This window comes from Roseivirga sp. YIW32, from assembly GCF_057219245.1.
Window position 1 is genome coordinate 35,690 of sequence record NZ_JBXVVG010000001.1, and the last position, 25,948, is coordinate 61,637.

The 25,948-nt window shown below is 45.7% G+C and carries 18 protein-coding genes; 13 read left to right on the forward strand and 5 right to left on the reverse strand.

The window, feature by feature from the left end:
• Position 1: 1 nt before the first annotated feature.
• From AC2D6U_RS00205 to AC2D6U_RS00220, 4 genes are read left to right on the forward strand one after another with little or no spacing between them, the layout of a single operon-like run.
• Positions 2–2,830 (forward strand): T9SS type A sorting domain-containing protein, encoded by a 2,829-nt coding sequence (locus AC2D6U_RS00205; protein WP_484718919.1) that lies wholly within the window; start codon positions 2–4, stop codon positions 2,828–2,830.
• A 47-nt stretch (positions 2,831–2,877) separates the two neighbouring features.
• Positions 2,878–3,588: a tetratricopeptide repeat protein gene (locus AC2D6U_RS00210; protein ID WP_484718920.1), complete on the forward strand. Its 711-nt coding sequence runs from the start codon at positions 2,878–2,880 to the stop codon at positions 3,586–3,588.
• A complete protein-coding gene (locus AC2D6U_RS00215; protein WP_484718921.1) occupies positions 3,588–4,556 on the forward strand; it encodes an L-threonylcarbamoyladenylate synthase in 969 nt (322 codons plus the stop codon). Before AC2D6U_RS00210 ends, AC2D6U_RS00215 begins: the two co-directional genes overlap by 1 nt.
• Entirely contained in the window at positions 4,553–5,740 is a 1,188-nt protein-coding gene (locus tag AC2D6U_RS00220; protein WP_484718922.1) for a phosphoglycerate kinase, read from the forward strand. The genes AC2D6U_RS00215 and AC2D6U_RS00220 overlap by 4 nt, the downstream gene beginning before the upstream one ends.
• 65 nt (positions 5,741–5,805) lie before the next feature.
• Here the strand turns inward: AC2D6U_RS00220 and AC2D6U_RS00225 are convergent, their stop codons facing one another.
• On the reverse strand, positions 5,806–11,100 hold the full coding sequence (locus tag AC2D6U_RS00225; RefSeq protein ID WP_484718923.1) for a T9SS type B sorting domain-containing protein: 5,295 nt from the start codon (positions 11,098–11,100) through the stop codon (positions 5,806–5,808).
• A 204-nt stretch (positions 11,101–11,304) separates the two neighbouring features.
• Here AC2D6U_RS00225 and AC2D6U_RS00230 point away from each other — a divergent pair, with 204 nt between their 5' ends.
• Both AC2D6U_RS00230 and AC2D6U_RS00235 read left to right on the forward strand, forming a co-directional pair.
• On the forward strand, positions 11,305–12,402 hold the full coding sequence (locus tag AC2D6U_RS00230; RefSeq protein WP_484718924.1) for a PorP/SprF family type IX secretion system membrane protein: 1,098 nt from the start codon (positions 11,305–11,307) through the stop codon (positions 12,400–12,402).
• Positions 12,403–12,415: 13 nt separating this feature from the next.
• Positions 12,416–13,657, forward strand: a complete 1,242-nt coding sequence (locus tag AC2D6U_RS00235; protein ID WP_484718925.1) for a M48 family metallopeptidase — start codon at positions 12,416–12,418, stop codon at positions 13,655–13,657.
• On the opposite strand, the gene AC2D6U_RS00240 is transcribed toward AC2D6U_RS00235, so the two are convergent.
• The 3 genes from AC2D6U_RS00240 to AC2D6U_RS00250 are packed head-to-tail and all read right to left on the reverse strand — an operon-like array spanning position 13,650 to position 17,497.
• The gene (locus AC2D6U_RS00240; protein WP_484718926.1) at positions 13,650–14,678 is read right to left on the reverse strand and encodes an NAD(P)H-dependent glycerol-3-phosphate dehydrogenase; all 1,029 of its coding nucleotides are present in this window, start codon (positions 14,676–14,678) and stop codon (positions 13,650–13,652) included. The two genes, AC2D6U_RS00235 and AC2D6U_RS00240, sit on opposite strands and share 8 nt — an antisense overlap.
• Positions 14,671–16,377, reverse strand: a complete 1,707-nt coding sequence (locus AC2D6U_RS00245) for a 1-acyl-sn-glycerol-3-phosphate acyltransferase (RefSeq protein WP_484718927.1) — start codon at positions 16,375–16,377, stop codon at positions 14,671–14,673. Before AC2D6U_RS00245 ends, AC2D6U_RS00240 begins: the two co-directional genes overlap by 8 nt.
• A gap of 37 nt (positions 16,378–16,414) precedes the next feature.
• The gene (locus AC2D6U_RS00250; protein ID WP_484718928.1) at positions 16,415–17,497 is read right to left on the reverse strand and encodes an aminotransferase class I/II-fold pyridoxal phosphate-dependent enzyme; all 1,083 of its coding nucleotides are present in this window, start codon (positions 17,495–17,497) and stop codon (positions 16,415–16,417) included.
• 81 nt (positions 17,498–17,578) lie between these two features.
• On the opposite strand from AC2D6U_RS00250, the gene AC2D6U_RS00255 reads away from it, so the two are divergent.
• Both AC2D6U_RS00255 and AC2D6U_RS00260 read left to right on the forward strand, forming a co-directional pair.
• Positions 17,579–18,586, forward strand: a complete 1,008-nt coding sequence (locus AC2D6U_RS00255; RefSeq protein ID WP_484718929.1) for a lipid A deacylase LpxR family protein — start codon at positions 17,579–17,581, stop codon at positions 18,584–18,586.
• 76 nt (positions 18,587–18,662) lie between these two features.
• On the forward strand, positions 18,663–19,637 hold the full coding sequence (locus tag AC2D6U_RS00260) for a polyprenyl synthetase family protein (RefSeq protein ID WP_484718930.1): 975 nt from the start codon (positions 18,663–18,665) through the stop codon (positions 19,635–19,637).
• 94 nt (positions 19,638–19,731) lie between these two features.
• Here AC2D6U_RS00260 and AC2D6U_RS00265 read toward each other — a convergent pair whose 3' ends face one another.
• Positions 19,732–20,286, reverse strand: coding sequence for a hypothetical protein (locus AC2D6U_RS00265; RefSeq protein WP_484718931.1), 555 nt, complete (start codon positions 20,284–20,286; stop codon positions 19,732–19,734).
• A gap of 369 nt (positions 20,287–20,655) precedes the next feature.
• On the opposite strand from AC2D6U_RS00265, the gene mraZ reads away from it, so the two are divergent.
• Genes mraZ through AC2D6U_RS00290 form a run of 5 tightly spaced genes read left to right on the forward strand, consistent with a single transcriptional unit; the run spans position 20,656 to position 25,947 of the window.
• On the forward strand, positions 20,656–21,102 hold the full coding sequence (gene mraZ / locus AC2D6U_RS00270) for a division/cell wall cluster transcriptional repressor MraZ (protein ID WP_484718932.1): 447 nt from the start codon (positions 20,656–20,658) through the stop codon (positions 21,100–21,102).
• 5 nt (positions 21,103–21,107) lie between these two features.
• Positions 21,108–22,016, forward strand: a complete 909-nt coding sequence (gene rsmH / locus AC2D6U_RS00275; protein ID WP_484718933.1) for a 16S rRNA (cytosine(1402)-N(4))-methyltransferase RsmH — start codon at positions 21,108–21,110, stop codon at positions 22,014–22,016.
• Position 22,017: 1 nt separating this feature from the next.
• Positions 22,018–22,392 carry an FtsL-like putative cell division protein gene (locus AC2D6U_RS00280; RefSeq protein ID WP_484718934.1) on the forward strand — a complete coding sequence of 125 codons (375 nt, stop codon included), beginning with the start codon at positions 22,018–22,020 and terminating at the stop codon, positions 22,390–22,392.
• Complete coding sequence (locus AC2D6U_RS00285; RefSeq protein WP_484718935.1) at positions 22,382–24,478, forward strand: penicillin-binding protein; 2,097 nt, start codon at positions 22,382–22,384, stop codon at positions 24,476–24,478. Before AC2D6U_RS00280 ends, AC2D6U_RS00285 begins: the two co-directional genes overlap by 11 nt.
• On the forward strand, positions 24,478–25,947 hold the full coding sequence (locus AC2D6U_RS00290; protein ID WP_484718936.1) for a UDP-N-acetylmuramoyl-L-alanyl-D-glutamate--2,6-diaminopimelate ligase: 1,470 nt from the start codon (positions 24,478–24,480) through the stop codon (positions 25,945–25,947). The genes AC2D6U_RS00285 and AC2D6U_RS00290 overlap by 1 nt, the downstream gene beginning before the upstream one ends.
• The last annotated feature ends 1 nt before the right edge of the window (position 25,948 follow it).

Consider the following 25,948-nt stretch of genomic DNA (forward strand, 5'->3'; position numbering starts at 1 on the left):
CATGCGAAAGCCAAAACACCAAATTCTTCTTTTAGCACTTCTAGCCTATGTATTCCTGGCTCTGTTCGTCCCTCTGGCACTTCCAGTGAAGCAAGAGGCGGCCGATCAGATCATTCAGCCAAAAGCGGGAATTGAAAATGAAGGAGAAGACCTTCAGTCGCGGTGGGCTTATGAACAGGAAATGCTAGCAGATCCTAGGACCGGGGAAATCCCTGCCAATTACGGGCAATTGGAGCTGGCCTTTTCGAAGGAACTCGAGCGTGAAGAAAAACTTAGGCCGAAGCCTCAATCCGTAAATGGCACCGCGGCTACAGCCAATTTAGATTGGCTTGCTGTTGGGCCAAATAATTTTGGCGGCAGAACCAGAGCCTTTGCTCTCGACGTACGCAATGAAAACACCTTATTGGCTGGTGGTGTCTCTGGTGGCATGTGGAAGTCTGTTGATGCCGGTCAATCGTGGCAAAAAGCAACTACCAACGAACAAATTCATAGCGTGTCTTCCATAGCCCAAGACATCAGGCCCGGAAGAGAGCGTGTGTGGTATTATGGAACAGGTGAGTTGGTAGGCAATTCGACTCGTGCAGCTGGTGCGCCGTTCCGAGGGGATGGTATTTTTAAGTCGGTCGATAACGGAGCTACTTGGACCCAATTGCCATCTACTAAAGCACGTTTAGCGACTACCTTTAGCTCTCCATTGCAATACGTTTGGGACCTGGAAACAGACCCGGACGAGAGCAATGATGTGGTGTTGGCAGCTATTTGGGGAGGCGTGGTGAGGTCGGCTGATGGAGGGGCTACCTGGACTACCGTATTAGGACGTGACCTGTTGAACTTACCACCTAATGCGGACCTTAATGAGATCAACTCTATCTTTTATACAGATATTCACCGCACTAGCGATAACACCTTCTATGCCAGCCTCAGTAGCGTGACCAACTCGAATGTGCTGGCACCGGAGGCAGGAGTCTATCGCTCAGATGATGGGATCAACTGGGTACGCATCTTTCCAATGAGTTTTACGATCAATCGGCGGACAGAGATCACTTCTTCTCCATCAAATCCTAACCTGATCTATTTTTTCACTGATGGCCAAAGAGGCTATGGGCTTAGGAGTTACAACAGGCTGACGGATGAAGTAAGAGACCTTTCGGAAAATTTACCAGTAAGCGATGGGGGCTTGGGCGGTGTCGATTCACAGGAAAGTTACAACATGCTGATCAAAGTGCATCCGACGAATCCTGATGTGGTATTTCTGGGAGGAACAAACCTCTTCAGAAGCACGGATGGTTTTCGAAGTAATGACAATACCGAATGGATCGGAGGCTACGATCCCGTGGAAGATGACGGCAGCTTGTATCCTAATCATCACCCCGATCAGCATGAACTTGTCTTTATTCCATCTGCTCAGAATGCGGCGTATAGTGCAAACGACGGTGGTGTTTTTCGTACAGAAGATATTTTGGCCGAAGAGGTAACTTATACACGTAGGAATAATGATTTCGTGACTACGCAATTCTATGCGGGGTCGATTAGTCAATTTCCTCCTGATGACTTTGTCTTTGGAGGCACCCAAGATAATGGTACTCTTTTGGCGATCAATTCAGTAAATCCGAGTGGACCCAATGGTACTCGTGTATTGGGAGGAGATGGAGCGTACACGGCGAGCTCTCGTTTCGGTGTCTACTACTACATGAGTTTTCAAAACTCTCGAATTTTCCGATTGACGCTTGGTGACAATGCTGAGATCACGTCCTTTGCTCGAGTAGATCCTGCAGGCGGAGGAAGTGATCCCGGACAAAGTTATTTGTTCATCAATCCGTATGTACTCGATCCAAACAATAGCAACAAAATGTATTTGGCCGGAGGAGGTTTTTTATGGCGAAACAGAAACTTATCCCAAATCCCTGCCGGCACCAATTCGCCACCCTCCGCCAATTGGACGCGATTGGATCGAACCGCATTGGACGAAGGGGTGATCAGTGCTGTGCAGGTCGCCACGGTGCCTAGGGATATTGTCTATTATGGAACCAATAGTGGAAGACTCTTTCGCATTGATGCAGCGAATGGAGAAGAATACGTCGTAAGAGAGGTAACAAATACTGATTTCCCCCAAAACGGCTACATTCGAAGCCTGGCCATCGACCCCACAGATGCGGACCGTGTCTTGGTGAGCTTTTCCAACTACAATATTCCTAGTCTCTTCTTAACTGAAGATGGTGGACAAACCTACACTGATGTTTCTGGCACCTTAGAAGAAAACCCCGATGGATCTGGAAGCGGCCCCTCGGTTCGCTGGGTAACGATCGTACCGAAAACCGATGGTAGTTCGGAATACTTCGTGGGCACAAGTATTGGTCTGTTCTCTACACAAAGGTTAGCAGGGGCATCGACGGAATGGTCTCAGGCCGGCCATGAGGAAATCGGTAATGTGGTGGTGAATATGATCGATTTTAGAAGAAATGACGGAAAGATCATGGTAGCAACACATGGTAGTGGGATGTTCACTTCGCAGCTGTCAGATGTCTTGCCCTATGACATGCAAGGAGGTGAGGACAACTTTACCTTTTCTAACGCTTACCCCAATCCTTTTGACGATTTTGTGACCTTACAATTCGAGGTGCCTGAAACGGATTTTACCTTACTGAGGGTCTACGATAGCTCCGGTCGATTGGTCTATTTATCATCAGGGTCTTTGGCATTTGAAGGAGAAAACGAGTTTTTTTGGGAAGGCACGAATACATTAGGCCAACCTGTTCCCAATGGTGTCTATATCGTAAGATTGACCTATCGTTCCAATAGTCTGACAAAAAAGGTATTGCTGAATCGTTAATGGAAATCGCCTCTGCTCTTTTATCTTTGGGCTTTCAAGGGTGAACTATGAAAAAAGACAACTGGCGCTTCTTCCTTTTCTTTGTTTTGGTAATGAGTTGTACTCCTACTCGAGAGGAGTTACTTGAGCAAGGCATTGCCAAGATGGATGCTGCACAATATGAAGCGGCTGTTCCGTACTTCGAACGCGTGCTGGAAAGGGAACCCTATCAATACACTGCCTTAAATGCGCTGGGTGTGGCCCAAATGAGATTGGGTGAATATCAAAAAAGTGTCGAGTTATTCGGTACTGCCATCAATGTCGATACAACCAACTACAAGGCGTTTTTCAATCGGGGTGTAGCTTTAGCAGCCCTAGAGCAGGACAATGAGGCCATGCTCGATTTTGATTATGCCATTGGGTTGGATTCGACTGTGGTAGATCTTTATTTGAATCGTGGTGCCTTGTTATTCAAGTATGACGAATTCGACCGAGCCCTTTTTGATTTTCAATTTGCGCTGAGTATTTCGCCGGAAAGTCCGATCATTTTATTGAACAAAGGCAAGGCAGAGCTGAGGATCAATAACCCCAGTGATGCCATCTTCAGTTTTAAAAAGGCTTTGGCTTACGATCCAGAATTAGGAGAAGCTTATTATTGGTTGGGCTTGGCCGAGATCGCCAGAGACAATCAAGTAGAAGGCTGTAACTACTTATTCAGTGCACAGAGTTTCGGTATTGAAGGAGTAAGCGAAGTGATTGCAGAAAATTGTATGCAATAATGGCGCTCATCGGAAACGATATTGGGCTGGCGAAGCAACTATTACAAGAAGGAGGATTGGTAGCTATTCCCACTGAAACAGTTTACGGTTTAGCAGGAAATGCGTTTGATGCAGACGCGGTTCGTAAGATCTTTGAAGTAAAGAACCGGCCTTCCTTCGACCCGTTGATCGTTCATACCGATAGCCTGTCGAAGGTAAAGCGTTTCACAAAGGAAATTCCGCCAAAGGCCGAGCATTTAATGCAAACCTTTTGGCCCGGGCCCTTGACTATCTTGCTTGAAAAGGAAGAAATAGTACCCGATCTGACCACCTCAGGCTTATCAAGTGTGGCATGTCGTGTGCCGAACCATCCGTTGACGTTATCTTTATTGAAGACCCTTGACTTTCCTGTGGCGGCACCGAGTGCCAATCCATTTGGATATGTCAGTCCGACGTCGGCACAACATGTGGAGCAACAGCTTGGAGATCAAATCGATTACATCTTGGATGGAGGGGAGGCCAAGGTGGGTATTGAATCGACCATCATCAGTTTTTTAGAAGACATGCCCAAGGTATTGCGTTTAGGTGGGCTATCGGTAGAAGATATCGAAGATGAGATCGGTGCCATAGCCGTAGCCACCCATTCAAGTTCTCAGCCCGCGGCTCCTGGCATGTTAAAAAGTCATTATGCCCCGAAAAAAGCCATCGTGCGGTTAGAGGACATCAACATGGGTGAGATCACGGATTTTACTCAATTTGGTTCCTTGATGTTTCAAGAACCCCTAGCCCTGCTTCCGATCAAGAACCAAGTCGTATTAAGCGCTACCGGTGATTTGAATGAGGCGGCAAAGAATCTGTTCAAGGGGCTTCGTTCCCTCGACGAAAATAAAGACATTCATACTATCATTACCCAATTCGTTCCCAATGAAGGATTAGGTAGAGCGATCAATGATAGAATTAGAAGAGCAACAGCCAAATCTGTATTATGAAAAATCTAAATGACTTTAACTTCTCGAACAAGAGAGCACTCATTCGCGTGGACTTTAATGTCCCATTGAATGAAAATTTTGAGATCACCGATTTTACCCGAATAAAAGCTGCTACACCCACAATCAGAAAGATTTTGGACGAAGGAGGAGCAGTGGTTCTTATGTCTCATTTGGGGAGGCCAAAGGGTGGTCCTGAAGAAAAATTCTCTTTAAGACATTTAGTTGATCATTTATCAGATGTTTTTGGGACCTCGGTAAAATTTGGTCCTGATTGCATTGGTGAGGAAGCTTTTGAGCTCTCTCGAACACTAAAAGGGGGTGAGGTCTTGTTGCTGGAGAATTTACGTTTCTACAAAGAAGAGACAGCAGGAGACCTAGCTTTTTCAAAGAAGCTAGCAGCTCATGGAGACATCTACATCAACGATGCTTTCGGCACTGCGCACCGAGCGCATGCTTCGACGGCGGTGATCGCACAATTCTTTGAAGACAAAGGCTGTGGTTTTGTGATGCAAGCCGAGATCGATAATGCACAAAAAGTTCTTGAGACAGGAGAGAAGCCGATGACAGCCATTATGGGAGGAGCTAAAATCTCAGACAAGATCTTGATCATTGAAAAATTATTGGAACGTGTTGATCACCTGATCATCGGCGGAGGCATGAGTTATACCTTTTTCAAGGCCATGGGAGGTGAAATAGGCAATTCGTTGGTGGAGGAAGATAAACTGGAGCTAGCCAAAGCTTTGATCCAAAAAGCAAAAGAATTAGGTGTTGAGCTTCATTTACCGATTGATTCGGTGATAGCGGATGAATTTTCCAACGACGCGCATACGCAGGTAGCGATGAACAATGCCATTCCATCAGGTTGGATGGGCTTGGATATAGGCCCACAAGCTGCCGAGGTTTTTTCTGGTGTGATCAAAGAGTCGAAAACCATTTTATGGAATGGACCAATGGGTGTTTTTGAGATGGAAAATTTTGCTTCCGGCACGAAGGCCGTTGCAGAAGCTATCGTAAAGGCAACAAAGGCGGGCGGATTTTCGCTTATCGGTGGTGGTGATTCCGCTGCTGCAGTCAATCAATTAGGCTTTGGCAACGATGTCTCCTATGTTTCAACGGGTGGAGGAGCTTTATTGGAATATATGGAAGGCAAAGTGCTGCCAGGTGTAGCTGCCCTTGATGCCTAAAGCCAACTAGAAATAAGAGGACCCGAGAATCTACTTGGCTTAAGCAGATTCTCGGGTTTTTTGTTTTATCGGATGATGGTCACCGCTCCCTGCTGCTCGAATACTCCTCTTTCCGGTTCAAACCGCGAGGTAAATTTGATCACATAGGGATAGGTGCCTAGGGGAAGTAGCTGACCTTTGAAGGTACCATCCCATTTGAAGTCTAGTATGTTGCTCTGATAAACTAGCTCTCCCCATCGGCTGTAAATGTAGATCTCAAAATTGGCTACAAATGGATTTGGGAAAACAGAGAAGGTGTTGTTTGGCGCTGGACTCGTTGGGGCAAAGGCATTGGGTGCAACAATGGTCGGGTCACAGCTTTCGATGATCTCGACAGTATCTGTTCTGACGCAGCCAATGGCTGTGGTCATGGTCACCACATAGACACCTGGGCCCTCAACCGTTAAGATTCGATCGGCCTGAGGATAAGGAACACCATCGAGTGTCCATTCGTAGGTGTCGAATCCGTTTCCGGCTACCAGCACCGGGTTATCAGTCCGGCTTGAACAATAATAATCCAATTCAGGGAGTTGTCCTTCCGGAATATTTTGTCTGCGAACATTGATACTTAAGGTCGTTGCACAGGCCCCGTCACTGATCGCTACCGTATAAACCCCCTCATTGCTTACGACAATGCTTTGCCCACTTCCGACCGGTTGGTTCCCAAAGGTCCATTGGAAACTAGTTGGAGACCCTGTCAACACATCGGCGCTCAGTGTGATGTCTGAACTATCATTACAAGCCGGTGTTTGTGCTATTCGAGCAGTGATCGGTTCAGGTATGGCAACCGTTTCGGTGACCGGTGTTGAAGCACAGGTAAGGTCAACCGCATTGCGCGCAGTTACCGTATACGTGCCACTTTGACTGACTTGAATGGTCTGACTACTTTCTCCTGAATCCCAATTGAAGATGTAATTGGCTCCTGCCTGAGGATTAGTGACTTCCGCCCTTAGTGTTATCGGGCCATCACAGCCGTCTCCATCACGGACAATATTGACTTCGGGCCGAATGCTCAGATTAAGGACAATGGTTTGCGCAGTAGCGCAAAATCCAGGTGCGCTCCCTGTAACGGTATAGGTGCCGCTTTCAGTGGCAGTAATAGATTGAGCATTAGTTGTAATAACCGCCCCATCTGGACCGCGCCATTCAAAAGTTGTACTGGCCGGAGTGAAACTGTTTATGCTCAATGTCGCATTTGGTGCACATAGATCAACGAAAGGCTCAGTATCGAACTGTACAGGAGAAGGAACGGCCAACACAATTCCCGAAGCCAACTGCGTACAGCCACCCGAAGAGACCACCTCTAAGTCGTAGGTACTTCCAGCCAACCCAGTGATCTCAAAATCAAAGGTGGAACCCGTTATGGGAACATTCACTGTATTGGTCAAAACCGTGCTGGTGCTGGTATTGGTTAAAGAATAGGTGATTGGGAAAGCGTTGGCGCTTAAACTCACACGAATGCTACCGGTTGGACTATTACAGTCTGCGTTTGACGGTGTTGTACTCGTGATCGTGAAATCTGGTGGGTCATTTTGCACATTGATATTTTGAATGTTGTTGACGCAGCCGCTGGCATTGTCAGTCAATTGTACGGTGTAGGTATCAGCAGCCAAGCCGTTTACGCTGATGCCGGTGGTAGGTCCATTCACACTGCCTTGTGCAGCAATACCAGTGGCATTACCCGTCACAAAATAGGAATAGCTTCCTGTGGTAGTGATGTCAAAGGTGAAGCTACCATCTGTAGCACCACATACAGGGTTGACGATGTTATTGGCTAGGCCTTGCCCTAGTGGATTGATGGTCACCACTGTGGTGTCATTCACAAAACAACCTGGGGTGATGGGGTCTTCTACAGACACCACATATGAGAAGGTGCCGGGGACAGTACTGATCACATCAGCTCTTCTTTGATTCGGTAAGGTCGTTGTGACGTTATTGGCATCTGTGACCGTCCAAATGTAATTGGTGGCATTGACTTGTGGATCCAATGCCAATGCCGCGCCTTCACAGATCACCGCAGTGGGAGGTAGTTGAATCTCAAAGGGTGGCCCTGCGAAAACTTCCCCTGAGGAAGTACAGCCTAGCTGATTGGCAATGGTCACACGATAGATCTCCTGCCTTTGTATCGTGTAGACTTGGTTCGTAGAAACGACCGTGCCTTGACTATCCGTCCACTCAAAGGTCAATCCTGTCGCGTCAATTCCTTGTGCGGCATCCAAGGTGGTGCCGTTGGGCTCACAAATAGAGACGGCCTGAGGTATGGTAGGCGGTGCAGGTGTGTCCAAGACCTCCAGGCGTTGAACAAAAGTTGTGTCAAGCCCACATCGGTTGGCGATGTTCAAGCTGATATTGTAAAGACCACCTTCTCCCTGAGCAAAAACAAAGGTCGTATCCAATGTTTCCGTCGCGGTGACTGAAAAGATAGTGCTGTTATCTATTGTGTTGGTAATGGATAAAGACAATTCATCGATATCTGAAGTACCGGCTCCGGAGAGTGTTAACACTTGTTCCACACAAAGTAGTGAATCTGCTGAGAAACCGGGTGTCCGTTGTGGACTGGCATTGTTCTGAACGAAATTAGGAAGACCCAGCAAAGAAGTGCCGGTAGTTAAGGCCAGTTGTTGCGGAGTATAGGTAGAGCTGACAAGGCTATCTTCATTGGCCACAATTCCACCAACGAAACTTTGGTCTTCAACGGCGACAAACAATTGGCCGTTAGGCGCTGTTTGAATTTGACCAAAATTTACCCCTGTCGTTTGTTGGGCAATGTTGGTTTTGGACGCTTGCCGCGTGGCTTCTGTAGAGAAGGTGTCGATGCGGTACTCAAGTATTCTTCCACCGGCTGAACCGGTATTTCGATTGTTCATCGTTGCGAAGAGCTTATTTCCTCCATTAGAAAAATGCACATCGTACACTTCATCGTTGACCGCGGGGCCTCCTTCATTAAGATCTATGGAATACTCCAGTTCGGTTACTTCACCAGTCAATTGATCAAAGGAAAAGATTTCAGCAAAGTCATCCTCTCCTTCAATGACCGCAGTTGCAAGCCGAGTGCCATCATTTGAAAATTTCATCCCTGCTTGGCCACTGAGGGGGTCATTTGTTGAGTGAATTCTACCCGCAGATGAAATTACGGGAGCCCCAATTCCATCGGGGAGCACGGGGTAAGCCCTGAAACTATTGGTGCCATATTCATGTGTGATGACCCAATAACCTCCACCTGCCTCAAAGGCGGCAAGTTTCTCTGTGCTTTTGGTAAACAATACCACGTCCTTGATGATCACATCCCCTTTACCATCATCTTCCTTCATGTCGACAACCGAGTATTTCAATCGGAAGGTGTTGATGCCGTAGACTTGCTCTGTGGTAAAAATGTAATAAAGTGTTTCGTCATCGATAAAGGGAACAATGATGGCTGCTTGAGTGGAGAGGCTATCACCACCGATCTCCGTTCCATTAGGCATGATTTCATTTTCTCTGTTCCAAACGGTTGTGCCGTTGCTGTAAAACAGCACATCTCCATTTTGGTCTGAAATGGTGGAAGTTCCCGCTGGGGCAACCATGGCATGGGCCGTTTCAATACTTCGAGGAGGGGGAGGCAGACCGTCTTCTTCATTAAAGTCGATGCCGGCGCCATCACCAAAGTACCAGATATTGGCACTACTCGTTTCCACTCCGTAAACCCTCACTTCCGTGGTGGCATAGACGGGACATCCATTTTGAGGAGACACAACCACCCAATAATTGCCTGCTTCGGTGACATCGATCGAGGAGGTCGTTTCGCCGGTATTCCAAAGATAGGTATACGGACCCCCTGAGGCACCTCCTTGCTGTCCTTGACCGCCCGATTGAGGTTCTGCATCTAATGTCAATACTTCACCAGGACAAATAGTGGTATCCGGAAGGCTGACTTGCAAGTCGTTTTGATCGATCATGACCATGCCGTTGGCAGAAATGAACTGGCCGTTGATCTCTGCGGTCACGGTGTAGGATACAGGACCTGCTTCTTCAAAGGTCATGATGGGGGCATAATTGCCGGACTGTATATTCAAAGGTTGAAAATCCCAGGTGACAGAGGTCGGTATGGCATTATCCGGAACGATAATGGGGTAGAACTGAATGGGGTTATTCATACACAAGCCATCACTCTGAGCCAAAGCGAAGATCTGTGGTTGAATGCTCTCAGGTGGATTGAAATTGGTAAAGTACCTGGACTCAAACCGTTCCGAATCCAAAAGTGCTGCTTCGTAATCGACTTGGTCGATAAGGCTGTCTGCCTCGTTAATGCGCCCAAGGAGGATCTCACCCCCTGCAGAGGCACGATAAAGGTGGTAAAGGCTACTATCAGGAGCCATCTTTAGACTAAAGCTTTCAGCAACTGCTGTGGTCAACACGGGCTCTATTGCGCTTAACGAGTCGGTTAAAGGGTATCGGTAAATATTTCCTGTTGTCCCGTTATTTCGGCTGAAATAAACATAATCACCGGACAACGACCAACCTGCATTTCCACCGAATGACTCATTCAAAGCGAAAGAATTCAATACACTACGTTCAAAGAGGATCTCCGGAATATTTGGATTAAAATCCAACACTTGAATGTTCGTATCATTTGCCGGGACTAAGGCTATTCTACCAGTTCCATTATGAAAGGCCATGGAGGCTGTGGTGATCGGGACGGTAAGATTCGTTACTCCCGCTGAATTCAACAATCCTCCTTCAAAAGGGATTTCGAAGAACTCGATCATTCCTCCATTTTCTTGCTGAGTGATCAGCCAAAATGTAGTGCCATCTGCATTCGATACGGTGAGCATGCCATCACCTCTTGCATTGACACCCATAGGTAGGTTTTTGGTTGTGACTTCCCCTAATGGTGGGCCATTTGGTCGAGTGCCTTGAAGCGTCTGGTCAATGATAGTCGCTAAAATTTCGCCATTATCATTGCGGTGAAAGAGGTAGTATTTGCCTTGAGATCCAGGGCCAGGGACGGGGCTCACCGCCATGGCCTGTATACCCGTACCGTCGGTTAAAATATCTTCTCCATTGAGCATGGGAGCATGCGACGCATCAAAAATGGTGTTGCCATCACTGTAGGCAATCAGTTCTCCTGAGATAGGATCAGTGATGGTCACTTTTTCTCCCGGATTGGTTTGGGCAACCTTCCCCAGATCGATGATGGGCTCTGCGCTATTCTCTTTCCCAAACACCAGCCCTCTGTTATTACCAGTAAAGTACCAGTTCACATCGCTAAAGCCTTGCCCAAAGGCCGATAAGCCAGAGCAAAGGAAGAGGATGAGAAGGATATGTTTAGGTGTAGTTTTCACACAGGTCCGAAGCAAAAGTTTTAGGTAAACGGATAAACTAATTACGCCATTATAGGACTTTTTATTATATTCAGCGCCTTTATAAAGACTCTAAGTTAAAGGAAAACTTTTTTGGTGAGTCACTCCAAACTCTTAAAGCGTAAATAAAACATAAGACCAATTGTTGCGTTAGGGTGTTGATGCATTTAAATGTTATACTTGCACATGATTAAGCGGTTGCTCGTACTTTTTGTTTTGGCGATGACCTCCTTTACAGAGTTGAAGGCGCAGGATCCCCAATTCACCCAATTCTATGCAGCCCCTCTTTACATTAATCCAGGGTTCACAGGTGCGTCAGGATACACACGCTTTGGTGTGAATTACCGAAATCAATGGCCTAACTTAGAGTCATCCTTTAATACCTTTTCCTTCTTTGCTGACCATTATTTGCAAAACATCAATAGTGGTATTGGATTTATTGTGACCACCGACCGTGAAGGTCTGGCAGGGTTGAATTCAACCAGTTTAGGGTTGAGTTATGCATACCAATTACGTATCTCAGAAAACTTGATCTTTAGTCCGGGTATTCAAGTCAGCTATTTTAATCGCAGTGCAGGTTTTCAAGACCTAGTCTTTGCCAACCAAATCGACCCCATTTCGGGCGCTATTGATCCGACCATAACCGATCCGTCAGTGATCGGGCAGGGTTTGAGGACGAACTTTCTGGATTACAGCGTCGGTGGGGTATTCTATACCAGGACCTTATTTCTGGGAGCCGCTCTGCAGCATTTGACAGAACCAGATCAGTCACTGCTAGACCCTTATAATTTTGATGCAGATGGAGATGGTTTTGCAGAATTAATAGTACCAGAAAGTCGATTGCCCCAAAGGCTTACCATTCATGGGGGAATGAAAATTAAAATTGGAGAAGGGCCATTGCGAAAGGACCTGACCTACACGCGAGCAGAGAGAAGCCTTACTCCGGTATTTCAGTATAAGCAGCAAGGACAATTTTCGCAGCTGGACGTTGGTGCGTATATCCATTTAGAACCTGTGAATTTTGGTTTTCAATACCGTGGACTACCCTTTAGTCCTTTCGAAGCGACGGATGGCACTACTTTTCCCAATAACGAGGCACTCATCTTTATTTTGGGGGTGACAACAAACAATTTCAACATCGGGTATAGTTATGACTATACGTTGTCAGAACTTGGGCCCAATGCCGGCGGTGCGCATGAATTCTCTATGACTTATTTTCTTGATTTTAATAAGCCACTGAGAGTTCCGAGAAATCGTTGGAGGATCCCTTGTCCTAAAAATTAAGCGGTAAATTTGAATGGAACCCAACCAGTTACTCTACCTGATCTTAGGTGTTGTTATTTTTGATTATGCCATTGATCAAGCCTTAAATTTGTTGAATTACAAGCGATTTGATCGACCCATTCCTAAGCCATTAGAAGATGTTTATTCGGAAGAGGAATACCGCAAGTCTCAAGCTTATCAAAAGGAAAAGGCCAAATTTGGATTAAGTACTTCGGTATTTAGCACCTTGCTTTCTCTACTCATTATTGGCTTCGGAGGGTTTGGTTTCTTGGATCAGTTCTTAAGGGGCTATATCAATGATCCGGTGTGGTTGGGCTTGGCTTTCTTTGCCGTCATTTTTATTTGCTCGGATCTCGTGAACCTTCCCTTTTCGTACTACGCCACGTTCGTCATTGAGCAAAACTATGGCTTCAATAAAACAACTCTTAAAACCTTCTTTCTCGATAAAATAAAAGGGTACTTTTTAGCCCTAGTCATAGGCTTGCCTTTGGGTTATGCCCTGTTGAAGATCGTACTGGAATTAGGTGGTGATTTTTGGATCTATGCCTTGTTGTTGGTGAGTGTCTTTATACTTTTCATGAATTTGTTTTACACGTCTTTGATCATGCCTCTGTTCAACAAACTCAGGCCCTTGGAGGATGGTGAGCTCAAAACAGCTATTGAAGCATATGCGCAGCAAGTAAAATTCCCTTTGACCAATATTTATGTCATCGATGGTTCTAAGCGTTCGACAAAAGCCAATGCCTTTTTTTCAGGTTTAGGCAAACGAAAGAAGATCGTGTTGTACGACACATTGATCGCCAATCATACCACGGAGGAATTGGTGGCGGTATTGGCTCATGAAGTCGGGCATTACAAAAAGAAACACATCGGTCAGAGTTTGGTATTGAGTATTCTTCAGCTGGCCATTACATTTTTTATCATGTCGCTCATGATCTTTAATGAAGATATCTCGTTGGCCTTAGGGGCTGAACAGCTCGGAATACACCTCAATTTTATTGCCTTTGGTATTTTGTACACACCGATCTCCAGAACGACGGGACTTCTCATGAACATCTTAAGCAGACGTAACGAATACCAAGCCGATGAGTTTGCCGTCAAGACCTTTGATGGGAAACCTTTGATCAGTGCCTTGAAAGGACTGTCAAGGCATTCTTTGAGTAATTTGACGCCGCATCCTTGGTATGTCTTTGTGAATTATTCACATCCTGCATTGGCGCAACGCATTCGGGCTATGCAAGCCCTGATCAAATAAAATCAATGTCTATATGGCCTGGGTAACGCATCAGAAAGTTGACCCCATCTTCTGGTTTCATGCCTTCGAGCAGGATCTTGTAAAGGGTTTCTGTGATCAAGGGTTTTAAGCCTTGAGCTTCTGCGAGTTGCCGGATGATCTTGATCGTATTTAAGCCTTCGGCCACTTCATCCATTTCAGCTAAGGCCTCCTCTAAGGTTTTACCGCTCGCAATCTTATAACCCAGCGTAAAGTTTCGGCTATTGCTACTAGTGGTTGTCGCCACCAGATCTCCGATACCGGCGAGGCCAATGAAAGAGGAGATCTCTCCTCCAAGCGCCTGACCCAAGTAGATCATTTCAACCAGCCCTCTGCTGACCAGCAGTCCTCTGGAGTTTTCGCCTAAGCCCAAGCCGCTCAGAATACCGGAGGCTATGGCGATGATATTTTTCAGCACTCCACAAAGTTCAACACCTCGTAAGTCCGAATTACCATAGACCTGAAAATTCTCTGACCTTAACAAGGCTTTTCCTTGTTCTACGATCTCGTTGAATGGGGAGGCAATAACGGTCGCGGCAGGGTGTCCTGTTGAAAGCTCAGAGGCTAAATTTGGGCCGGCCATGCAGCCGACACGGACAACGACAGTTTCTTGTTTGATGACCTCTGACATGGTAAATACATTCGCTCTGGTCAGGGGTGCATTGGGGTCCTCATCTAATTGCAGGTCTAGTCCCTTCGTACCATGGATCATCATATGGTAAGGACGTAAATAGGGGGCAAGGTCTTTCATCAGTGACCGAAAAGAGGAGGAGGGCACGATGGGAAATAGGATATTGCAGGCCTTGGGTAGTGCATCGAGTTCATGGGTCACCGTAACACGCTCGTGTAAGCGCTGCCCTGCTGAAACCTTCCCTTGAGGAGTGGTTTGAATGCTCGAAGGGTTTCGGGCATAGAGCAGCACATCGGTATTGCGAGCTAAGAGATTCGCCACCGCTGTCCCAAAACTACCTGCGCCAAAAACACCAACTTTATGCTCAGACATGTTGCTCAAGATTATAACCTACTAATCGGTTGTGATAGTAAAATAATAAATTAAGATCCTGCGTGGTGAAGGTCCCATTTGATGTTCTGATCAAAGGTCTTTTCGCGTGGTACATGCCCACATTATTTAATCCATGTTCAATGATCTCCTCTGGCGCTCCTGTCAGGTAGGGCGAAATACCGACCTTTCCTTCATTGTGCAGGCTATGGACCTGCTTCAGCAGACGGTCAAATACCTGAGCAAATTCGTCTTGCTCAATCGTGAGATCTTCTTCAGGAAGCCGGAGTAAATTGTACAGGTCGAGTTTATGGTATCGCTTTTTGAAGATCTCAAAAGCGGTAAAAGCCACCAGATGACTAGCGAACACCTTATTGATCCGATGAAATTCTTCAACAATGCGGTTGCTTAGCATCCGCGTGTACTCGTCTTCTCGTTGCTGGTTGTGCGAGATGACTCGTCCATCTTGCGTAAAATACTCTTGTGTATCGATCACACGACCTTTTTTGTCGTAACTCTTTCCTTCGTTATCGACAAAATTGCCCAGTACATCCATGGCTTTGCCAATGGATACAGAAATGTGAGATCCTTTGGTGAAGAACTTGAAGAGGAAGGCCGAGATCTTGTACGAGGTGGAGTATTCATCATTTTCAACGTAGTACCTTTCTTGACCCTGCATCTTCAGGTACTGACTGATGAGACTGGGTGCTTCTAGCACAAAATTGTAATTCAAGGTGACGGGTACCACGAAGATCTTTTCTAAGGCATTGCGTTTTCCTTTTTGATAGTTGATGCGTTGCGCTTCAATTGCCGTACTCAACAAGCCCAGTTTTAGCCTTTTTTCAATTTGCCCGGACCTGGATCGTGTGCCACCAGGGAAAAACAAACTATGACATCCATTTTGAATCGCTTTGCTGGAATACGTCTTTAAGGTCTCCAAGTAGAGGAGGTTCTTTTTTCTTCGGTCCACCTTGTATGCGCCAAGGCTATTCATGAAATAAGCGAAGATCCTGATATTGAAGAGGTTGAGTCCTGCACCATAGATGAAGGCGGGTAAGCCAAGGGCACTGATCACCCATCCCACAAGGATAGAATCTAAATTGCTAAAGTGGGTGGGCACCATGATGATGGTGCCTTCTCTAGCCAGCGTGCGCAGCTGCTCCACTTCACCAGTGATATGAATTTTGTCTTGAAGGGTAAATTTGGTTTTGAAGATTGACCAAAAGCCACGTGCTCGGGAGGCATTCAGTAGACGGGCAAAACCAAAGGTGACAATACTTCTTGCAATTCGATACCTTGATTTTTTAAAATTCCCTGCGATCTCATCGGCGTAGCGAAAGATGATCTCTTGCAGAATTTCATCTAAGGTTTCATCAATTTCCTCATTGCTGAGATCGTCTTGCGAGATCTCTACGAGTCGTTCCTTGATGCTAGCCAGAAAACCCGCTTCATCTTCTGGATCTACGGCCCAAGGGTTTCTTTTAATCCGTAGTTTTTCCCGAAAAAGCGTAGTTTCGATCTCCTCAATGAGCCCTTCACGGTTTTTGGTGACCTTTTTAATGCGCTCAACGCTTTCTTTAGCAACCTCTTCTACAAAGGCCATCCGGTTTTGACTCATCGTCACCACGGGCCACTCATCCATACCACCAGGGAGAACCTGGTCGTAGCGTTTCTTCACATAGTCAGGGACGATGTATTTCATTTAAAAAGTTTGGTCAAAGATAATTCAAAAACCATACTCAAGACTTCAACTTTTGAATTTGCTCAGCTAAACTACTGATCTCTTCTGCTGAATTAAAACTGTGAAGACATATTCTTATGCGCTCGGTACCTGCTTTTACAGTTGGGCTGAGAATTGGCCGGACATCAAATCCTGCTTTTTGCAGAGAATTAGCCATCTTTTTGGTGTTTTCGTTTTGTCCAAGCACCAATGTTTTTATTGCAGAAATATGCGTGTGTCCGGTGAGCTGATTGAAGAGTGCGATGCGTTGGTGGAGTGTTTGTTGATTTTTTGGATGATGGACCAAATGATCAAAAGCCTGAGAAATGGCCAATAGCTCAAAATCGGAAGGGGCAGTGGTGTAGATGAAAGGGCGAGCAAAGTTAATCAAGAACTGTTTGAGCTCGCGAGGTCCGGAGATGCTAGCTCCGTGAACGCCCATGGCCTTGCCAAAGGTATGGATGACTGCAAATACCTGATCTTCTAAGCCTTTGTGCTGAACTAAACCCTGACCTTTTGTTCCCCAAACGCCGGTAGAGTGTGCCTCATCAACCACCAGAAAGGCGCCTTTGTCACGACAAAAAAGGCTTAATTCTTCCAGTGGAGCCAGATCGCCATCCATTGAATAGACTGATTCGCAGGCAACGTACACCTGGCCGGTGGCCTGTTTCATTTTGAACTCAAGGTCATTGAGGTCATTGTGCCGAAAAGGTAACTTTTTGGCAAAACTCAATCGCATGCCGTCTTTGATGCACGCATGAGCTAGTTCGTCGTAGAGTACAGTATCTCCTTTTTGGGGGACCGTGGAGAAAAAGGCCAAATTGGCCATGTAACCTGAGCTAAAGACCAAGGAGCTTTCATGGCCAAATAAAGAAGCCAGCTGTGCTTCGATCGGTTCGAACAAAGCAGAATTTCCAGTCAGGAGTCTTGATCCAGTGGCTCCATTCCAGGTCGATTGTTCTTGGTAAGCTTCAATGATCTTGAGTTTCAACGATTTCGAACGGGCCAGCCCGAGGTAGTCATTACTCGAAAAGTCAACAAGAGCATTTTCAGAATGGCCGAGTTCTCTGGTATTCCCAGACTGGGCTCTCCTATGAAGCATTTTAATTATAGGGTGATCTGGAGACATTTAGACGAAGATACTGGTGATTTCAGCAAATATTAAGACTTTTGTTTGCTTAATATGAAAGCGCGTCTACCCCAGATCTTCTGTTGTCTCCTTTTATTGGTCGTGAATGAAGGGCTTGGGCAAGAAGCGCAGCGAAGTCAAGAGCTTACCTTACGTACAGACAATGATGTCTACACCTTTCGAGATTCAGACAAGTACTATTCAAATGGGTTGATTTTAGCTTATCGATGGGTTCCTACAAAGAAAGGATTTTTAACCCCAACTAAACGGTCTGATTCGGCTAAATTGATCTTAGAACTGGGCATTGCCCACAAGTTTTTTACACCGAAGTTTTTAGAGAACGAAGACGTCGACGATTTTGATCGACCTTACACAGGTGCTCTTTCTGCCTCCTATTTGATCAATTATTTCCCAAGTGAACATGTCAAATGGAAATATGGACTAAACACTACTTTGGTTGGCCCTGCAACGGGCGCGGGGGATTTCCAAATTTGGTATCATGAGTTGTTTGGCTTTCCTGAGCCCAGAGGCTGGGACTTTCAAGTCCCCAATGAATTGACTATCAATCTTTCCGGTGAATTTCAACGACAAGTACCATTGACTACAACATCGCTAGACCTCATCAGCACCTCATCGCTGATGTTAGGAACAGGGTTTACCAACGCCAAACAGCAGTTCGATCTGCGTATCGGTCGTTTAGCCTCCCTCAATGAAAGCGCCTATGCTCGATCGGTCATTGGAAAAAGTAGCCAGACTGCCGGAAAAGAGTTCTTCTTGTTTGTAGGGGCAGGCCTAGAATATGTTGTGCAGAACATTACCATTCAAGGCTCCATCTGGAACGACAAAGCGCCACATACTGAAGTAATAACCCCTTGGGTAATGCACTTTAGAACGGGTCTGGTCACGGGTAATGCAAAGTCGACATTTCGCTTGGTCTACCACTGGTTGAGCAGCGAGGTCAGACAAGTAGGTTGGCATTCCTACATCGGAATTGAACTAAACCTCAGGTTTGCGTCAGCTAAAGAGAAAAGAAAAGCAAGCAATCGACAAACGAATAAGTGAACGCTCCGTTAACTGTGCTAAGTTCATATAATCTTTGACGTTGCTCTTGAACCTGTTATTATTGTAGCTCGCTAGAATGGCCACTCAACTGAAGGAAATCCAGGCGCCTGTTGCCACCGAAATGCAGGCATTTGAACGCAAGTTTAGAGACTTTATGAAAAGTAAGGTTTTTCTTGTGGATCAGATCATGAGCTTCATTGTAAAACGAAAAGGAAAGCAAATGCGGCCGCTTTTCGTTTTCCTCACAGCTGGAGTCTCTGGGCAAATCTCAGAAAGAACCTATCGGGGAGGTTCATTGATCGAATTGCTGCATACCGCGTCTCTGGTTCACGATGATGTGGTCGACGATTCCAATTACCGCAGAGGGTACTTTTCTGTTAATGCCATCTGGAAAAATAAGATCGCTGTATTGGTGGGTGATTACCTTCTTTCGAGGGGCTTACTGCTTTCTGTAGATCATGGGGATTACGACCTGCTAAAGATTGTGAGTGAGGCGGTGAAAGAGATGAGTGAGGGTGAGCTCTTGCAGATCAGCAAGGCCAGAACATTGGACATTACCGAAGAGGTCTATTATGATGTCATTCGGCAAAAAACGGCTTCTTTGATCGCCTCCTGTTGTGCAGTTGGAGCGTGCTCGAGTGGTGCCAATGAAGAACAAGTCGCCAAAATGAAGGCTTTTGGCCTTAATGTGGGCATGGCCTTTCAGATCAAAGATGACCTGTTCGATTACGGTTCAGACGAAATCGGAAAACCAAGGGGAATCGATATCAAGGAAAAGAAAATGACACTTCCGTTGATTCACGCTCTGAGTAAATCTACCAAAAGTGAGAAACGTGCAGTACTGAAAAAGATCAAGAAGTATTCTAAAGACAACCAGAAGGTCAATGAGGTCATCGCCTTTGTTAAAGAAAAGGGGGGAATTGAATACGCTACTGCAGCCATGAACTCGTATCATCAAGAGGCATTGAAAGAATTGGATGATTTCCCTGATTCAACCTACAAGCGCTCCCTTATCGACCTGGTGCAGTTTACAATAGAACGGACCAAATAAGACAAAAGCCCCGTACTAGATAGAACAGGGCTTTTGATTAGTTAGTAGTATAGTTATTCTGTACTAAAGATAACAACTCATTCAACATCCTCCCTTATTGGTCGAATAAAAGTATGATCCATTTCCAATTGATATTGCTCGATTCAATGGGCTTATACAAGAATCGACCAATCATGGCATTGTTATTCACAAACACTTCGGAAAGCCCTAATTGGTCCACAGCACCCCATATTGGTCCAAAGGGCTCGTCATAGGGGCCTCCAATATCCTCGACACCGCTAAGGTTAATGGTGACGCGGTTGTCGATCTCGAAAAATCCGTCGGCAGCTGCCATACCGGGATAATTGATCCGTGCGTTGCCTTCTAAAGTCAGCGCACCTTCAAATATTTTGTCTCCCGTTGGTTCGTAGATGAGCGAAATGGCCCCGTCATTTCCATTTTCAATGGGGTCTTCGTCAATGTCTACCTCCAAGGACGTAAAACTGATGTTAACTTTCTCAAAGTTCAGGACAGTGCCGGCTTCAAATCGATTGCTTCCATAATCTACAACATATACCACTAGTTGACTTTCTTCCACTGGTTGTGGATCAGTAGCACAACTGGCAATGAAAAATCCAAAAACTAAGACGGCTAAACTCTTCTTTATCATATCTCGCTCACTATACTATGTCGACAAAACTAAGGATTATCTCTATTGGCTAAGGTTCTTTCAGTACCACTTAACGTTTCTTAACCCTATTTTATTCAGTTTATTTTTTCTAATGGGATGTAGTCCCACCTTCTGCCACTTTTGCCCAAAACCTCTACGGAATGGAGGCTAAGAAAGTTTTATAGGAGCTAACTAATTGGTTTTTAGAAAAATAGATTCGTTGGTCTTGTATGGATAATCAGGTGAATACTGCTGTGGTATTTGTTTTTTCCAATAGAAAAGTCTACTTTTCACTTAGAGTGGGAAAAAGTAGAAAAAAGTGGGGAACTGTGGGAAGTATTTCTAACTTTGTCTCAATTCAGGTGTGTAATGTCTTTTTTTACTGGTGAATATGATTGCAAGCTCGATGCGAAGGGGCGTTTGGCTTTACCGGCTAAGGTGAAGGCTGCGTTACCTGAAGTATCTTCTAATGAGCTAGTGCTAAGACGAGGTTTTGAAGCCTGCTTGGTGCTCTATCCTATGCTCGAGTATAAAAAGATCATGAACCGTGTACGGTCTTTGAGTGAATTCAATGAGGACTACAGGAAGTTTCAGAGAAGCTTCTTTCGAGGCAATGTCGATCTAGAATTAGACGGCTCTGGCAGAATAAACATCCCAAAGCGGATGATGGATTTTGCAGGTCTTGAAAAGGAAGTGGTGGTCGTGGGGCTTGGAAACAGAGTAGAGATCTGGAACCCTGAACTGTACGAAGAGAATTTGATCTCTGATGCCTCAGAATACTCCAAGTTGGCTGAAAAGTATTTGGCTGACGATTAAACGAGATGTCTGAATATCATGTGCCGGTCATGCTTCGCGAATGTGTCGAAGGGCTAGCAATAAAACCTGATGGAATTTATGTGGATGTCACCTTCGGTGGAGGTGGTCATTCTCAAGAGATATTAAAGCATTTGGATGAGCAGGGGCAGTTACTTGGGTTTGACCAGGATGTCGATGCAAGAAAAAATGCGGAAATAATAAAAGATCGTTCTTTCACATTTGTACAAGCCAATTTCAGGTATTTGAAAAGATACTTGAAGCTTCATGGACTATCTCAAGTAGATGGGGTGCTGGCTGATCTGGGAATCTCTTCGCATCAAATTGATGCGGAAGCTCGTGGGTTTTCCATTCGGGGAGATGCCGAATTGGACATGCGCATGGATCGCAATGCTCAGCTTACGGCCAAGGAATTGGTCAACGAGTATAGCGAAGAGCAGCTTCATAAAATTCTGGGAATTTATGGGGAGATCAAGAATGCCAAGTCAGCGGCGGCTAGGATCGTGTCTTCACGATTCTCAAAGTCAATCCAGACAACGCAGGAGCTCATGGAGGTGCTGAAGCCCATTGCGCCAAGAAATAGAGAGAATAAGTATTTCGCTCAGGTATTTCAGGCGATCAGGATAGAGGTGAACGACGAGATGGGGGCTTTAGAAGATTTTTTGCAACAATCAGCAGAAGTGATTAAGCCCGGAGGACGGCTTGTGATTGAAAGTTATCACTCATTAGAAGACCGCATGGTGAAGAATTTCATCAACAAAGGGAAGGTCTTTGGAGAGGTAGAGAAAGATTTTTTTGGAAACGAATTAAAGCCTTTTAAGGCAATTAATAAGAAGCCCATTGTGGCGGATCAACAAGAACTAACAAAGAACAGCCGTTCACGGAGTGCTAAACTGAGGATAGCTGTTCGCTTGTAGCATGGCAGAAAACAAGTTTAGAGTAGAACAACCAGATCGACAGAGGCAGCAAGGTTTCTTCGGTTTTATGGCCCGAAAGCTTCGGCTGGAAGCCATCGAGTCCGGATTTCCTATCAAGCATCTTCCGAAAGCACTATTTGTGGTGCTGTTAGGGATCTTTTATGTCTGGAATAACCACTACGCTGAACGTGCAACTCGTACGATTGACAAACTTGAAGAAGAGGTAGAAGACCTCAGGGCCGATGTTACCACGCTCGAAGCAGACTACATGTACCGTAGTAAACAGTCCGAAGTTGGCCGCGAGGTCAAAGTGCTTGGATTAGAGGAAAGTAAGGAGCCACCGATCAAGATTGTTGTTGACGAGGATGAATATTAAACGCTCCATACTGCTCCGGGTAAGGGTTGCCTTTTTGATCATGGTGGTGTTTGTGTTGGCCGTGGTCTATCGTTTGGTGCATATTCAATTCGCAGAAGGCGAACGATGGATCCAGATTGCCGAAAAGAGCAAGCTGGATTATAAAAAAATTAAAGCCACAAGGGGAAGTATTTACGCAGCAAACAACGATTTGCTGGCCACTTCTTTACCTTTTTACAAATTGGCGTTCGACCCAATGGTCGTTGATGAAGAAATTTTTACGTCTAAATTAGACTCCCTTTCACACCTACTGTCGGCGTTTTACGGAGATCATTCTTCTGAATATTACAAGAAGAAGATCTCCGTGGCTCGACAGAACAAGAATCAATACCTCGTACTCAATACAAAAACGGTTAACTACCAACAAAAACAAGAGATGATGACTTGGCCCATGTTTAGGCTAGGTCAGCAGGTTGGCGGGGTAATCTTTGAGAAAATTGACAAAAGACATCTTCCGTTTCGCTCTTTGGCGCAACGTACGATCGGTTATATCAACGAAGACAATGTGGGGGCGGGGATTGAACGTTCCTTTAATGATTTCTTAGCTGGAAGAGACGGCGAAGGGCTTTTTCAGCGATTGGCCGGAGGAAATTGGAAACCGGTCAACGTTTCTTCTGATGTTCGACCTGTTGACGGTTACGATATTCATACGACCATCGACATCAACTTACAAGATGTTGCTCAAAATGCACTCTTGCGTGCGCTGACAAGATACCAAGCCCAATACGGGACAGTGGTGCTCATGGAGGTGAAAACAGGGGAGATCAAGGCGATCTCTAACCTCAAAAGAACGGCTAGTGGAGCCTATGCAGAATCCTATAATTATGCAGTCCAAGGGACGAATGATCCTGGATCTACTTTCAAATTAGCCTCTATGTTGGCTTTGCTCGAAGAAGGTAAGGTCGATCTAACCGATTCAGTGGAAACGGGCGAGGGAAGCATCCAATTTTATAACCGCACCTTAACGGATGTAAAAAGAGGAGGCTATGGCAAGATCACCGTGGAAGATGTTTTTGTGAAATCCTCTAATGTCGGAACCGCCAAGTTAGTGACTGAACATTTTGGAGATGATCCTCAGCGCTTTATTGACATCATCAAAGAAACTGGCTATGGGCAGCCATTGGATTTCCAATTAATGGGAGAGGGCGAACCTTACATCAAAAGTACTGATGATCCTACCTGGTCAGGGACAAGTTTGCCGTGGATATCGGTTGGCTATGAAACCTCCGTCACACCTTTACAAACCCTCGCCTTTTACAATGCGGTGGCCAATGAGGGTAAAATGATCCAGCCGATTCTGGTGAAAAGCATTCAGCGTGCAGGTGAACCCATCGAGCGCTTTGATTCAAAGGTCTTGAATAAGCGAATTGCCTCTAAAGAAACCATTGCCAAGCTGAGGAAAATGCTCGAAGGCGTAGTGGAGAATGGAACTGCCAAAAACATTAAGAATGACTACTATCGCATTGCAGGCAAAACGGGTACAGCGCAGAAATTGATCGACGGGCGCTACCGAGCACAGCGATACTATGCTTCGTTTGCGGGCTATTTCCCTGCAGATCTACCGGAGTATTCTTGTATTGTCGTCATCGACGATCCAAAAGGCTGGAATCGGTATGGTGGAGATGTTTCTGCACCGGTATTCAAGGAAATCGCTGACATGATCTATGCACAAAATCTTGAGATTCACTCCCCTTTTCAAGAAGACCTACTTGCTAACGAAGGTTCTTTTCCTGTGATCAGAGCAGGGAAATACGATGAGTTGAATTTGTTGTGTAATGAGATGGGAATATCCAATCACCTAGGAGACGAAAGCGTCGATTGGGTGCGTTCTCGAGTGGATAACAATGCCATCATATGGAAGAAGAATCATTCGGATCTAGACCTGGTACCAAACGTGCAGGGCATGACCCTAAGGGATGCGATCTATTTGTTGGAGAATAAAGGATTACGCGTACAGGTTTCCGGTAGAGGGCGTGTTCAATCGCAATCGATTGGCCCGGGAATTCAGGTAAATCGTGGACAAACCATAAACATCAAATTAGGCTAGTGGCATTGCTAAAAGACATATTGTACAATGTATCCCTACTTTCCGTTTCTGGCGACATGCAAACGGAGATCAACGCCATTGCCTTCGATTCAAGAAAAGTAAAAGCCGGGACAGTCTTTGTGGCGGTTAACGGGACGCAAGTTGATGGACACGATTATATTGATGCTGCGCTGAAGGCAGGAGCTCATGCGATTGTTTGCGAGCGCCTACCGAAAACATTGCGAGCCGATGTGGCCTACGTTGCTGTCAAACGTAGTGAAGAAGCCTTGGGTATCATGGCGGCCAATTTTTATGGTCATCCCTCCAAGAAACTCAAGCTGATCGGCATCACAGGAACCAATGGCAAAACTACCTGTGTAACTTTATTATTTCATCTCTTTCGGGCCTTGGGATACAATACCGGTATGCTTTCAACGGTCGAGAATAAGATCAATGAGCAGGTATTAAAAGCTACCCATACCACGCCGGATGCCATTACCATCAATGAGCTGCTGGCCCAAATGGTCAAAGAAGGCGTGACGCATTGTTTCATGGAGGCTAGTTCTCATGCCATCGTGCAGCGGCGAATTGCTGGCTTGGCCTATGCGGGTGCCGTTTTTACGAACATCAGTCACGAGCACTTGGATTATCACAAGACCTTTGATGAGTACATCAGCGCGAAAAAAATGCTTTTCGATGAATTGCCATCTTCCGCGTTCGCATTGGTTAATGCTGATGACAAAAGAGGGGCTGTTATGGTCCAAAACACCAAGGCATCAAAAAGCAAATACGCGTTAAAATCGCTAGCCGATTTCAAAGGAAAAATATTATCAAATACCATTCAGGGCTTAGAATTGGATATCGATCATCAATCGGTTTGGTTCAAATTGATCGGTGATTTTAATGCCTATAATCTTCTCGCTGCCTATGGAACGGCCGTATTGCTGGAAGAAGACCCACAAGAGGCACTAACCGCTTTATCATCCGTCAATGCAGCGCCTGGTCGTTTTGACCTGGTGGAAACCACCACCGGAATTGTGGCATTGGTTGATTATGCCCATACGCCGGATGCATTGGAGAATGTGCTCAAAACGATCGATAAGTTCCGAACAGGCAATGAGAAGGTCATTACTGTTTTGGGTTGTGGCGGAAATCGAGACGTGACGAAGCGGCCTGTGATGGCTAAAATCGCCTGCGATTTCAGCGATAAGGTCCTGCTGACCTCTGATAATCCGAGGTTCGAAGAGCCGCTGCGTATTATTCAAGACATGCAAGAAGGTGTCTCCGCCACCAATGTTCGAAAGACCTTGGTGATTGAAGATCGAAAAGAAGCCATTAAAACGGCGGTTGCCTTGGCTGAGCCCAAGGACATTATTCTTGTGGCGGGCAAAGGCCATGAAGACTACCAAGAGATCAATGGTGAGCGATTCCCATTTGATGATAGAATGATCTTGAAAGAAATGTTGAACCTGATCCATAATCAGAACTAAG

Excerpts from the sequence above, each read along its gene's own strand:
- AC2D6U_RS00205 (WP_484718919.1), top strand. The coding sequence starts at position 2 with ATGCGAAAGCCAAAACACCAAATTCTTCTTTTAGCACTTCTAGCCTAT.
- AC2D6U_RS00210 (WP_484718920.1), top strand. The coding sequence starts at position 2,878 with ATGAAAAAAGACAACTGGCGCTTCTTCCTTTTCTTTGTTTTGGTAATG.
- AC2D6U_RS00215 (WP_484718921.1), top strand. The coding sequence starts at position 3,588 with ATGGCGCTCATCGGAAACGATATTGGGCTGGCGAAGCAACTATTACAA.
- AC2D6U_RS00220 (WP_484718922.1), top strand. The coding sequence starts at position 4,553 with ATGAAAAATCTAAATGACTTTAACTTCTCGAACAAGAGAGCACTCATT.
- AC2D6U_RS00230 (WP_484718924.1), top strand. The coding sequence starts at position 11,305 with ATGATTAAGCGGTTGCTCGTACTTTTTGTTTTGGCGATGACCTCCTTT.
- AC2D6U_RS00235 (WP_484718925.1), top strand. The coding sequence starts at position 12,416 with ATGGAACCCAACCAGTTACTCTACCTGATCTTAGGTGTTGTTATTTTT.
- AC2D6U_RS00240 (WP_484718926.1), bottom strand. The coding sequence starts at position 14,678 with ATGTCTGAGCATAAAGTTGGTGTTTTTGGCGCAGGTAGTTTTGGGACA.
- AC2D6U_RS00245 (WP_484718927.1), bottom strand. The coding sequence starts at position 16,377 with ATGAAATACATCGTCCCTGACTATGTGAAGAAACGCTACGACCAGGTT.
- AC2D6U_RS00250 (WP_484718928.1), bottom strand. The coding sequence starts at position 17,497 with ATGCTTCATAGGAGAGCCCAGTCTGGGAATACCAGAGAACTCGGCCAT.
- AC2D6U_RS00255 (WP_484718929.1), top strand. The coding sequence starts at position 17,579 with ATGAAAGCGCGTCTACCCCAGATCTTCTGTTGTCTCCTTTTATTGGTC.
- AC2D6U_RS00260 (WP_484718930.1), top strand. The coding sequence starts at position 18,663 with ATGGCCACTCAACTGAAGGAAATCCAGGCGCCTGTTGCCACCGAAATG.
- AC2D6U_RS00265 (WP_484718931.1), bottom strand. The coding sequence starts at position 20,286 with ATGATAAAGAAGAGTTTAGCCGTCTTAGTTTTTGGATTTTTCATTGCC.
- mraZ (WP_484718932.1), top strand. The coding sequence starts at position 20,656 with ATGTCTTTTTTTACTGGTGAATATGATTGCAAGCTCGATGCGAAGGGG.
- rsmH (WP_484718933.1), top strand. The coding sequence starts at position 21,108 with ATGTCTGAATATCATGTGCCGGTCATGCTTCGCGAATGTGTCGAAGGG.
- AC2D6U_RS00280 (WP_484718934.1), top strand. The coding sequence starts at position 22,018 with ATGGCAGAAAACAAGTTTAGAGTAGAACAACCAGATCGACAGAGGCAG.
- AC2D6U_RS00285 (WP_484718935.1), top strand. The coding sequence starts at position 22,382 with ATGAATATTAAACGCTCCATACTGCTCCGGGTAAGGGTTGCCTTTTTG.